The organism is Flavobacterium silvisoli (genome assembly GCF_004329815.1).
GTDB classification, from domain to species: Bacteria; Bacteroidota; Bacteroidia; order Flavobacteriales; family Flavobacteriaceae; genus Flavobacterium; species Flavobacterium silvisoli.
Map to the genome: position 1 here is coordinate 53,621 of NZ_SJPE01000014.1, position 14,271 is coordinate 67,891.

At 41.8% G+C, this 14,271-nt stretch carries 2 protein-coding genes; both read left to right on the forward strand.

What is annotated here, in order from left to right; translation table 11 throughout:
- Window positions 1-238: 238 nt before the first annotated feature.
- The gene (locus tag EZL74_RS11005) at window positions 239-5,770 is read left to right on the forward strand and encodes an MBG domain-containing protein (RefSeq protein ID WP_131476668.1); all 5,532 of its coding nucleotides are present in this window, start codon (window positions 239-241) and stop codon (window positions 5,768-5,770) included.
- 331 nt (window positions 5,771-6,101) lie between these two features.
- The coding region (locus EZL74_RS11010) for a beta strand repeat-containing protein (RefSeq protein ID WP_131476669.1) at window positions 6,102-14,271 on the forward strand (8,170 nt) is incomplete at its 3' end.

Below are 14,271 nucleotides of genomic sequence, written 5' to 3' on the forward strand. Positions count from 1 at the left end.
CATTTCAACTACAAAAAAGTGTGTTTTGTCGATAAAAAATTTGGTTTCCAAAAAAACAATAGTTTTCTTTGTTGCAGAAATGCGCAAATCACTACTTTGATATAGTGTTTTTTTTTGTAAAATACTGTTTTTGAACGACTATTTGTGCTAGTTGTCAAGAATGTTTGTTGTCTAACGACATCAGAATTAAGTTTATTCAAAATTTGAAACTCAAATCTAACATTTAAAATACCTGTGTATGAAAACATTTTTATCTATTCGATTAAAAGGGTTAATTGGCAGAAGTTTGTTTGTTGTACTTCTGCTACTAGGATATACTACTGTTCAAGGACAGGCAAATTTTACGTCAAATGCAACTGGTAACTGGGGGTCCAGTGGAACGTGGACTCTAGTTAGTGGTACAGATGCTGACGGTATTCCCGATTCAAATGATAATGTTACTATTGATAGTAATAATGATGTTACTGTTGCCGCAAATGCAGCATGTAATACGCTAACTATTAACGGAAACTCCAATAATCAAACAACACTATTGACTATTGATTCGGGTTTTACACTCAGTGTTGGTGGAGCTTTCAGTATTACAGCAGGTACAGGAAACAGAAAAGCAGGACTTACAGTTAATGGGACAATACAATTTGCAGGGACCACTACTTTTAATTCTAGTAATGTTGTTTATAGTCTGGGTTCATCATGTACATTTGAATTTAATGGTGTAACACAAACAGTACCGGCTATACCGGGTCCAACCCCTTATGTGAATTTAACGCTATCCAATAGTGGTGTGAAGACGACTGCAGGGATTACTGTTAACGGAGTGTTGTCTATGGAAGGAACAGCCACTGCATCAGCAGCACCAACTTATGGCTCTGCTGCAACACTGCAATACAATACAGCTACAGCCAGAACGATTAACACCACATCCAATAATGGTATTGAGTGGCCAACCACGTTTTCGGCTACGGGAGGAGTAGTCATCGCCAACACAGGGAAGATAACTATGGCGGGTTCAGGAAGAACTATAGCGTCAGGATCAAAAATTACGATCAACAGTGGTGCTACTTTTGATCCCGGAAGTTTAGTACATACAATATCAGGAGGCGCATCGCTATTAGTAAACGGAACTTTGGATTTTTCTAATGTCAGCGGTGAAATCAGAACCGGTACTTCGGGAACTTCTACTTTGACTATGGGATCAGCCGGTTTGATTAAAACAATTGATGCTGTTGGGGTAGGACCGGCTGCCAATGCTTCTCTGTCAACCCAATCAGGTGGGGTTTGGAGTGAAAACATTGCTTCGGCAGGAACAGTAGAATACTATAGAAGTACTGATAATACGGGTGTTATTACAGATCGTAATTATAATAATTTAATTATTTCAACTACAGGAACTAAAACTTGGACACTAAGTGCAACCAGAACTGTAGCGGGGACTATTACTATTAATGCGGATCTTACTTTGTCAGGCACACAAATTATCAATGTAGGAGGAGACTGGTCAAGAACAGCAATTTTTACGCCCGGTACCAGTACGATTAATTTTAATGGGACAACGCAAGCAATAACAGGTTCAACGTTTAATAATTTATCTTTAAGTAATAATGGAACTAAAACCTTCGGTTCACTAGTTACAATTAATGCAAATCTATCAATTGCATCGGGAGTAGTGGCCAATCTGGGAACAGGATTTACTCATTCAGTTGGTACATTAACGCTTGGGGGATTGGGTGTAAATTCAGGCACTTGGGGCTCCACATCATCATCAGCTACTTATAAAAATAACACTTACTTTACCGCTACTACGGGAGTCCTAAGTATCGGAACTGATACCAGAACTACTCCTACAGTCACTCCAACGGTTGGAACCTACACGTATACAGGTTTGGCTCAAGGACCTAATTCTGCTACCAACTCGGGAACCGGAACCAGTTATACTTTCAGCTATAACGGAACGGGTGGGACGGTTTATGGGCCTAGTGCCACACTGCCGACTAACGCGGGTACTTATACTGTAACCGTAACAGTTGCAGCCAGTACAGACGGGTTTTATAAATCAAATAGCTCTGCCGCTACTGCTTTTTCAATTTTAACCAGAGCTTTATCCATCACTGCCAATAATGGCAGCAAAACTTACGGTCAGACTTATGCCGTAGGTTCGGGCTCTACGGCCTTTACTTCGAGTGGTTTGCAAAATGGCGAAACCTTAGGTACGATTACTACAGCCAGTACAGGAGCTGTCAATACAGCAGCAGCAGGAAGTTACAGTCTAGTACCTTCATCGGCTACAGGAGGAACATTCAATGCTGCGAATTATAGCATTACTTATAACAACGGAACTTTAACCGTAAACGCTGCACCTTTATCCATCACCGCCAATAACGGTAGTAAAACCTATGGTCAGACTTATACAGTAGGTTCGGGCTCAACGGCCTTTACTTCGAGTGGTTTGCAAAACGGAGAAACTATAGGTTCGATTACTACAGCCAGTACAGGAGCGGTGAATACAGCAGCAGTAGGCAGTTACAGCATAGTCCCTTCGTCGGCTACAGCAGGAACATTTAATGCTGCGAATTATAATATTACCTACAATAACGGAACTTTGACTGTAAATACAGCAGCCTTATCCATTACAGCTAATAACGGCAGTAAAACCTACGGTCAAACGTATACGGTAGGTTCGGGTTCAACGGCCTTTACTTCGAGTGGTTTGCAAAATGGTGAAACCATAGGTTCGATTACTATTGCCAGCACAGGAGCGGTAAGTACCGCTGTAGTGGGAAGTTATTCAATAATTCCTACTGCGGCTACAGCAGGGACATTCAATGCAAGCAATTACAGTATTACTTATAACAACGGAACTTTAACCGTAAACGCGGCATCTTTATCCATCACTGCCAATAACGGCAGTAAAACCTATGGTCAGACGTATACTGTAGGTTCAGGCTCAACGGACTTTACTTCGAGTGGTTTGCAGAATGGCGAAACTGTTGGTTCTATCACTATTGCCAGCACAGGAGCGGTGAATACCGCAGCGGTAGGAAGTTACAGTATAGTATCTTCTTCAGCTGTAGGAGGGACATTTGACGCAGCCAATTACAATATCACTTATAATAACGGAACTTTAACCGTAAATGCAGCTGCTTTATCTATTACAGCAGATAATGCTTCAAAATGTGAGGGAACAACCTATACTTTTGGAACTACTGCCTTTACTTCTAGTGGATTGCAAAACAGCGAAACCATCGGAGGAGTAACCTTAACCAGCTCAGGAGCTGCTTCGGGTGCAGTAGCAGGGGGTTATGCTATTGTTCCATCAGCCGCAACCGGAGGGTCATTTAATGCTAGTAACTACAGCATTACTTATATCAATGGAACTTTAACAGTTATCGCTGCTCCAAATGCTCCAGTCGGAACAGATGGGGAACGTTGTAATTCAGGAACGGTTAACTTATCTGCAGCTGTTGGTGCAGGAGAGACTGTTGACTGGTACGATGCTTCTACAGGAGGAACTTTGTTGTTGAGCGGTTCTACATTGTTTACTACACCAAGTATTTCTTCAACAACTGTTTACTATGCCCAAACCAGAAATACTACTTCAGGCTGTATTTCATTAACAAGAACAGCCGTTACAGCTACTGTTTCTCCAACTTCAGTGGGAGGATCGGTAACCGGGGGAACCACCGTTTGTAGTGGTTCTACCAGCGGTTTGCTGACTTTGTCCGGACATACAGGAACGGTAGTGCGTTGGGAGTCATCGGTGAGTCCGTTTTCTACCTGGACTACAATTGCCAATACTTCCTCTACGTACACCTCGGGAGCTTTAACCCAAACTACCAAATTCAGAGCCGTGGTACAAAGTGGTTCTTGTTCTGAAGCTAACTCGGCCGATACTACGGTTACTGTTGATGCTGCTACGGTAGCTGGTTCAGTTACCGGAGGTACTCCTATTTGTGCCGGATCTACCAGTGGTCTTTTAATGTTGTCCGGTTATACCGGTACTATTGTTCGATGGGAGTCTTCGGTTAGTCCGTTCTCTTCCTGGAGTACTATCGCCAATACTACAGATACTTATACATCCGGAGTTTTAACTCAAACTACGCGTTTCAGAGCTGTCGTTCAAAGTGGTTCTTGTTCAGAAGTGGCTTCGGCTTATACCAGTGTTGATATTAATACCACTACTTGGAGCAGTGGTTCATGGAATAACGGAGCGCCAAACAGTACTACAGCAGCGGTCATTTCAAGTTCGTTTATCTCCGGAGGGGTTAATCTTGAGGCTTGTTCTTTAACTATTAACAATAACGCTACGGTGGTTATTTCATCGGGTGATACCGTTACTTTGAGTGGGGCTTTGACAGCTGTACCAGGCAGTTTGGTTACTTTTAATAACAACGCCAATTTGATTCAAAGCGGTACTACCAATGCCAACTCGGGTGCTATTATTATTAAGCGCAGCAGCTCGCCTTTGATGCGATTGGATTATACTTTATGGTCGTCTCCTGTTGCAAATCAGCAATTACAGGCTTTTTCACCTCAAACGTTGAGTAACCGTTTCTATACTTATACGACTTATGATTCAGTAAATCCACCGGGACCCACTAATAATACCAATTTGTATACGGCGGTGAATCCGTCAACGACCAATTTTGCCACTGCAACGGGTTATTTAATCAGAATGCCGAATAACCATCCGACCACACCGACGGTTTGGACCGGACAATTTGCAGGAGTTCCTAATAATGGAGATTACAGTTATACCTTAGTTGACGGAGGAGCCGGAAAGCGTTTTAATTTGGTTGGAAATCCTTATCCGTCACCTATCGATGCTACCGCTTTTGTTGGTGATGCCAACAATACTTCTTCGATTACCGGAACTTTGTATTTTTGGAGAAAAACAAATAATGTTGCTAACCCGTCTTACTGTACCTGGACTTTGGGAGGATTTGTAGGTAATGGACAGCCTTATGCTTCAGACCCGAATGATGTGATTCAGGTAGGTCAAGGGTTTTTCGTTGAAGGAACCGGCAGCGGAACGGTTAATTTTACCAATAACATGCGTATCGATGATCATGCCAACCAGTTCTTTAAAACGGCAGCTGTAGAACGAAACCGTATTTGGTTGAACGCAACCAATGCATCCGGGATGTTTTCACAAACTATGGTAGGATATATGACTAATGCCACACAAGGAATAGACCCGACGATTGATGGTAAATATATTAATGACGGAGGTATTGCTTTTGCTTCTTTAATCGATGCCACACCGTATGCTATTCAGGGAAGAGCCTTGCCTTTTGATGCTGCCGATGTAGTTCCGATGTATTTTAAAACCGATGCTGACGGTGAGTACACCATAGCCATTGATCATACAGACGGTTTGTTTGCCGCGGATCAACCGGTGTATTTAAGAGATAACATCACCGGAGTCATTCATGATTTGCATACCGGAGGCTATACATTTTCTGCCACAGCCGGAAGCTATGATGCCCGATTTGAAGTGTTGTATCAGTTACCCCTTGGGTATGATGCTCCGGTTTTCCATGCCAACCAAGTGGTGATTTATAAAAACACGGCTAACGAGTTTGTTATTAATACGGGTTCAGCTGTTATGAATACTGTAAAAGTATATGATATTCAAGGAAGATTGCTGTTGGAGCGAAAAGGTATAAATGCCAGTCAAACAACGGTAAATGCCGGTATGACCAATGAAGTTTTGTTAGTACAGATTACTTCTGAAGAAGGGACAGTGGTAACTAAAAAAGTTATTCGATAAGTCCATAGTTTATTATAAATTACAAAAAATCCCCGTCAGTTTTCTGACGGGGATTTTTGTTTAGATATTTTGTGTAAATGTTATTCATGTTGTAAGAACCTTTCAAAATACATAGCGAACCTTAAATTTATTCTATAAGAATAGTTTTAAATAATTTTTGTTGTAAAATTTAGTTTTTTAATTATAGAAAAAAGATTACAAAAAAATATCGACTAAAAACACATAAAACCGATAAAATAATTTCCGTTAAATACTTAACAATTAGTTAATATCTTTTTGCCGCAGAGCCTTTTTTTATCTATATTTTTGACCTTGAATTAAATATTTATTTATGAAAAACATTTTACTATTGAAGAATGCGAGGCTCCTCCACGTGTTGAGTTTTGCTTTTTTGTTTTTGTTCTTTTCCGGTAAGGGATATGGGCAAATATCTGAAGGTTTCGAATCGGGACTTCCTTCAAGTTATGATGCTACGCTCACTACGAGGACACTATCTTCTGGTTCATGGCAAGTACTACAGGTAATTGCAGGGACAACTGGAGTTAATGGGGGGACAAAGAGTGCCCAATTACAAAGTGCTACAGGGTCGCAGTTGATTACTCCGACACTAGTTGGAGGTGTTGGGACAATTTCTTTTTACGTTACTGCCAGTACAACTTCAGGGGCTTATCAAGTTAATATTTCAACGGATAATGGCTCTACTTGGTCACCGGCAACTGGTTCTCCCTTTACAATCGGTACTACAAAAACTTTGAGAACAATTACTGTAAATAATTCTAGTGTAAATAAAATTCAAATTTACAGAACGGGAGCTACTTTATATATAGATGATTTTTCAACTACTTTAGCTCCAGGCGGAGCAACCCCACCAACATTAACAGCGGCTGCCGGAGCTACGGTAGATGCGCCGTTTGATGTTACGTTTACTGATGATTCTGCTTGGAGATCAGCTATTACATCTATTACTTATGATGGTACTACTGTTGCTTCAGGTGCTTATGATAAAACACAAGCTGGTAAAATAACTTTTACTCCTTCTGCCTCTGCTGCATTGCAGACAGCGAAAACAGCTAAAAACATTGTTATTGTGGCAACAGGATATACCAACGCCACAATAGCTCAAACTATAGGGGCAGGAGCGGCTACTAAATTGGCTATGAATACTCAGCCGGCGGCACCAGCCACTAATGGAGGGGCTCTGGCTACACAACCTAAAGTAACTATAGTCGATCAATACGGAAATACTACTACCAGTACTGCCACTGTTACGGCTGCTGTAGGGGCAGGGACTTGGACACTTGGTGGGACAACCAGCGTTGCTGCGGTAAGTGGTACCACTACTTATTCGGGTTTAACGGCTACCAGTGCAGCGGCAGTGACCGGAGCTACCATTGCTTTTTCTTGTAATGGATTGACAGGAGTTACTTCCAGCGCGTTTAATATTGCGGCACCAGCACCAGCTAATGATACTTGTGCCGGGGCTGTGACAATTCCTTGTGGCGGTTCGGTAACAGTAGATAATACCAGTGCTACTAATGATGCATTACCAGGGATAACTTGTGGTTCCGCAACCTCAACAATCGGAAATGTTAAAGGAATTTGGTTTAAAGTAACGCCTACTGCTGCAGGAACGGTAACAATTTCAACTTGTCCGACAGCTACAGCGATTGATACTTATCTTCGTGTTTACAGCGGTGGAACACCTTGTACAAGTTTTGCTGCTTGTGCCGGGTCAGGTGACGATAATACTGCTTGTACAGCAAATACGTTGTCTTCATTGGTAACGTTTACGGCTGTTGCTAATACAACATACTATGTTTTATGTGGATTGTATGATTCGTCTAAAACACCGGGAGCCATTACAATCAGTGCTACCTGTCCGGTTCCGTTAGTAAATCCAACAATAACCTATAATAACCAAACGGTTACTTACGGAGATACAGGTGTTACCATGACGGCTACTTCTGATAGTAGTGGAGCTATGTCTTATACCAGTACTAATACGGCTGTAGCTACCATCAACAGCAGTACGGGTGCCGTGACGATTAAAGGAGCCGGAACAACAACAATGATTGTAAATCAGGCTGCTACTGCCGGTTATAATGCGGGTTCTGCTTCGGCTACTTTAACGGTAAACAAAGCCAACGGTATTACCATTACCGCCAACAATGTTTCTAAATCTTATGGAACTACTTTGAGTAACGGAACATCAATAGCCTTCTCGTTTAACGGATTGAAATATACAGACGGTTTAGGAACCGGAGCTACCGTAAATGTAGCTTACGGTTCGGGTGCTGCTTCTACGGATGCTGTTGGTAGTTATACCGGTAGCGTCGTGCCTTCAAGTCTGACTTTGGGTACAGGAGCTACTTACAATTCAGCCAATTATAATGCAACTACATATGTGAATGGTGACATTACCGTAACGGTTGCTAATCAAAACATTACTTTTGCGGCTACCGATTCAAAAGTATACGGTACGGCCGATTACGCTCCGGGAGCTACGTCAGCCACTTCAGGAATTAATCCGATTACGTATTCTTCAAGCAATACGGCTGTAGCTGATATTATCTCAGGAACTATTCGCATAGTAGGAGTAGGTTCTACTACGATTACTGCCAGTCAGGCCGGAGATAGTAACTATAATGCTGCTACAGCTACCCAAACGTTAACGGTAACAGCCAAAGGATTAACTATTAGTGGTCTTACAGCCAACAATAAAATCTTTGACGGAACGACTGATGCTACCTTGAGCGGAACAGCTTCATTAGTGGGAGTAGTAGGTTCGGATGATGTAACATTAACCGGAACTCCGGTAGCTTCGTTTGTATCGGCTTCGGTAGGCAATGGAAAACAGGTAAATGTGACCGGTTACAGTTTGAATGGCACTAAAGCCGGAAACTATACACTTACACAGCCAACACTATTTGCAGATATCATCGCGACTACACCAACTTTGTTCACCAGCGGAACGTTGAATGGTTTGTCAACCGTATACGGAACTGCCAGCGGAACGACTAGTTTTGCTGTAAGCGGACAATCATTAAACGAAGGGATTTTAGTAACCGCTCCAGCGGGATTTGAAGTTTCAAATGGCGGAGACTTTGCGAGTACAGTTACAGTGGGTGGTTCAGGAAATGTTTCTTCTACTACTATTACTGTTCGTTTAGCAGCTACCACAGTTGTTGGTGCTTATTCAGGAAATATTGTGGTGAGCAGTGCCGGTGCTGTTTCTTTAAATGTAGCTACGGTTTCGAGTACTGTAACACCAAAAGGATTGACCATCACTGGTCTTACGGGTAACGATAAAACCTATGACGGAACTACTACTGCTACGGTAAGTGGTATCGCTACTTTAAACGGGGTTGTAGGATCAGATAATGTTACTTTAAACGGTACTTCAGTTACTTATAATTTTGCTAATGCCAATGCAGGTGCTGCTAAACCGATTACCGCTTTAGGGTTTACTTTGAATGGTACTGCTGCCGGAAACTATACTGTAGCTCAACCTACAGGATTAACGGCTACTATCAATAAAGCGGCTTCTTCTATAGCTGTTACAGGAACTCTTACTTTTACTTACAACGGAACCGCTCAAGGACCCAACACTTCCAGTGTTACCGGTTCTACAGGAGCTATTACCTATAGCTATAATGGTGTTTCGCTTACTACTTATGGACCAAGCGCTACCAGACCTACTAATGTAGGAACATACAAAGCAGTGGCTTCGGTAGCTGCTGATACTAACTATGAAGCGGCTACTTCGGCTGATTTTAATTTTGAAATTATTAAAGGCAATCAGACTATTTCTTTAGCCTCTACTGATGCTAAAACCACAGCAACGACTTCGTATACGTTACCATTGAATGCCAGCTCAGGTCTGCCTATTACTTATACAACGGCTGATACCTCAGTGATTACTATCAGTGGAAATACAGTGACTATTGTTGGTCCGGGTACTGCTACCATCACCGCTAACCAAGCCGGTAATGCTAATTACAATGCAGCTCCGGCGGTTACGCAAACGTTGACGGTTACTCAAGGTTCTGTTGCTTTGGCTACTTATACCTTTACCGGTACAGCTTGTTCTGCAGCTGCGCGTGCGGCAAGTAATGTTGTGAGCAATGTGACATTTGGTGCTGCCACTGTTACAGGTCAGGCTTGTAATAGCAATGGTGGTACTACTTCATATAGCGTTGGAGGTTCAAGTTGGGGTACTGCGTTCAGTAGTTCACGTTATGTTGAATTTACCGTTACGCCAAATGCAGGATACTTAGTAAATGGGACTTCTTTAACTTTTGATATTCTTAGAACAAGTGCCGGTGCGACCAATGCTACGGTTCGATCAAGCGTCGATAATTATACCGCAGATTTGATCACTGCTTTTACAGTAGGAACAACATCAGCTAATAAATCAGTAACACTAGACAGTGCATCTTTTACTAATAAATCGACTACAATTACCTTTAGAATATATGGATGGGGAGGAAATAGTTCAGGTGATTTAAGATTGGATAATATTACACTAAATGGATATATATCCAGAGTGCCGGCTCCATCAATTACCAGTGCTTTGACTGCTAACGGAACTGTTGGTACGTCGTTTACTTATGCTACTACAGCAAGTAATAACCCATCAAGCTATGGTGCAACAGGTTTACCGACCGGATTGTCTATCAATACCACTTCGGGAGCTATTACAGGAACACCAACAGTAGCAGGAACATTTACTGTTTCGTTAAGTGCTACCAATCCAACAGGAACTGATACTAAAACATTGGTTATTACTGTTGCCAAAGGTACACAATCTATCACCTTCAATACTTTGGCTTCAAAAACTTATGGAGATGCAGCCTTTACGTTGAATGGTACTTCCACATCAGGATTGCCGGTTTCATATAGCAGTTCGAATACAGCGGTAGCTACTGTTTCCGGTAATACGGTAACTATAGTAGGGGCGGGTTCAACCACTATTACTGCTTCTCAGACGGGTGATGATAACTACAATGCTGCTACTTCAGTGGACCAGGTATTGGTTGTTAATAAAGCTAATCAAACCATTACGTTTGGAACACTTTCACCTAAAAATGATACTGACGGGTCATTTACTTTAGGAGCGACAGCTTCTTCAGGTTTGCCGGTTAGCTACTCAAGTTCTAATCCTTCAGTATTGACTATCAGTGGAAATACAGTTACTATTGTTGCTCCGGGAACTGCTGTAATTACAGCTTCACAAGCCGGTAATGATAATTATAATGCGGCTGCATCAGTAGATCAGGAGCAAAATATTATCAATACTTCATTAGCGAATCAAACCATAACTTTTGGTCCTTTATCTCCTGTTACTTACGGTGACGGACCATTTGTTTTAACAGGTTCAGTTAATTCAAGTTTGACAATTACTTACACTAGTTCTAATCCTGCGGTAGCATCTGTTTCAGGAAATACAGTGACCATTCACGCACCGGGTACTACAACCATTACGGCATCACAAGATGGAGACAGTTCGCACAATCCGGCTCAGGACGTAGCTCAGTCTTTGGTTGTGGCTAAAAAAGGATTGGATGTTGTAAACGTAAGCGTTGCCAATAAAACCTATGATGGCACAACTGCTGCTGTTCTAACTGCTAGTTTAGTGGGTGTAGTAGGTACAGATGATGTGACTTTAAGCAATGCTGCTGCCTTTGCTACAGCTAATGCAGGAACAGGTATTGCAGTAACGGCTAATCTTTCTATCGGTGGTGCTCAGGCAGATCGATATGTGTTAACCCAACCTAGCAACTTGTCAGCTGATATTTTAATGGCTAATCAAGTGATTTCATTTGGTTCACTAGCAGACAAAACCTATGGTGATGCTCCGTTTACAGTATCGGCAACAGGAGGTGATTCAGGTTCTCCAATTGTTTTCACAAGTTCAGATCCATTGATTGCTTCTGTTTCCGGAAACACTGTAACTATTGTAGGTGCCGGTACGGTAACTATCACAGCCTCACAAGCCGGTAACAGTAATTATAATGCAGCTACTGACGTAGCGCAGACCTTTACCATCAGTAAAGCTAATCAAACGATTACTTTTAATGCTTTAGTAAACCGTACGACCACAGATTCTACTTTCTCTTTGAACGGATCTTCATCTTCTGCACTTTCGGTAGTTTATTCGAGTTCAAACCCTGCAGTTGCTACTATCACCGGTAATGTGGTTACTATTGTTGGTGCAGGAAGTACTATTATTACAGCTTCACAACCGGGTAACAGTAATTATAATGCTGCTGCAGATGTAGCACAAACACAATTAGTGTTGACAGCTATTGCTAAATGGACCTTTGAAGGGGTAACAACAACCAATACCGGAACGACTCCGACTGTTTCCGTTGGTTCAGCTATTGCTGACCAAGGAGATCAAACCTCAGGTAGTTTGTTTAGTGCCAATCATGCCAATTCATCGACATGGTCAAACCCTTCAGGAAATGGTTCCGGAAAATCAGTCTCTTCCAATAACTGGTCAGTTAACGATTATTGGCAATTCAAAGTTAATACTTCGGGCTATCATAGCATTGCCATTGCTTTTGATCAAACAGGCAGTAGTACAGGGCCTTCAACATTTAAAGCTCAATACAGTTTAAACGGAGTTTCTTATACTGATTTGCCGGGAGGAACTTATACATTGGATGGCGGTTCTTGGACGACCAGCACATTTAGATCTCAGGCGGTTAGAAGTTTTGATTTAAGTGCGATTAACGGATTGAATAATAAATCAGCTATCTATTTCAGATTAGTTGATGTAAATACAACTTCTATCGGTAATGGTACAGTCGCATCCACAGGTAGCAGTAGAATAGATAACTTTGTGGTTACAGGTATAGCTTGTGAGGCTGCTACAGCTACCATCACTGCCGAAGGAGCCACTTCTTTCTGTGAAGGAGGTAGTGTAACGTTAACCGCTAGTGAAGGGCCAAGCTATTTATGGTCAACCGGTGCTACTACTCAAAGTATTACGGTTTCTGCCTCAGGAAATTATTCCGTACAAGAAATAAGCGCTAATGGTTGTGCTGCCACTTCAAATACTATCGCAGTGACAGTTACTCCCAATACTACTCATACTACTACGATATCCGCTTGTGACAGTTATTTGTGGTCTGTAAACGGACAAACTTATAACGCATCCGGAAATTACACTTATGTGAATGGATGTCATACTGAAACATTAGCCTTAACTATAACGCCAAGTACTACTCATACCACTACCGTTTCGGCTTGTGATTCGTATACTTGGACAGCCGGTAACGGACAAACTTATACGGCTTCAGGAAATTATTCTTATGTTAACGGATGTCATACTGAAACATTGGCTTTAACAATTACGCCAAGTACAACTCATACGACTACTGTTTCGGCTTGTGATTCGTATACTTGGTCTGTCAACGGACAAACTTATAACGTATCTGGAAACTACACTTATGTGAACGGATGTCATACTGAGACTTTGGCATTGACTATTACTCCGAGTACCAGCAATACCACTACTGCTACGGCTTGTGATACTTATATTTGGTCGGTTACTAACCAAGAGTATACAGCATCAGGAAATTATACCTACAGCAATGGTTGTCATACCGAATACCTGAATTTAACCATCAATTCAGGAACCAGTCATACTACCCCAATTGCTGCTTGCGGAAGCTATACTTGGACGGTTAATAATGTGACTTATACGGAATCAGGTAAATATACAGTAGTAACAGGATGTAATGAAGAGATTTTAGAATTAACCATTACACCTGAGACGAGTAATACAACAACAGCATCAGCCTGTGGTACTTACCACTGGGCTGTTAATGATGTAGATTATACTCAGTCAGGTACTTATACCAGTGTACGTGATTGTCATACAGAGACATTAGTATTGACTATTATCGCACCTTCAACGCATACGAATATTGTTTCAGCATGTGGCAGTTACACTTGGGCAAATAACAATCAAACTTATACTGCCTCAGGAACTTACACGGGTACTACAACGAATTGTGTTACAGAGGTTTTAGCTTTGACTATTACACCATCTTCAACGCATACTACTACAGTTTCGACCTGTGATAGTTATACTTGGTTGGAAAACGGTCAGACTTATACAGCTTCAGGTACCTATTCATCTGTGAATGGTTGTCATACCGAGTTGTTGAACTTGACTATAAACTCTTATAGTATTACTACACAACCGGCTACAACTAATATTTGTGGAGCAGTAGGCTCTACCGCTAGTATGTCTGTTGCCACAAATGTACCGGTTTCAAGTTATTCGTGGCAGTATAGAGTGCCAACTACAGCTAACCCGAACCCGGCTTGGATTACCATTACCGCTGCTAACGCTGCTGTGTATTCTAACTACGACACGGCTACCTTAGGCATTACCAAAACGTCTACTTTACCTGCTAAAGGCACTCAGTATCGTGTTTTGATTAACGAAGGAGATTGCGGAATCCTGGCATCTGATTTAGCTTCAA

Coding starts and splice junctions, on each gene's coding strand:
- EZL74_RS11005 (WP_131476668.1), top strand. CDS start 239: ATGAAAACATTTTTATCTATTCGATTAAAAGGGTTAATTGGCAGAAGT.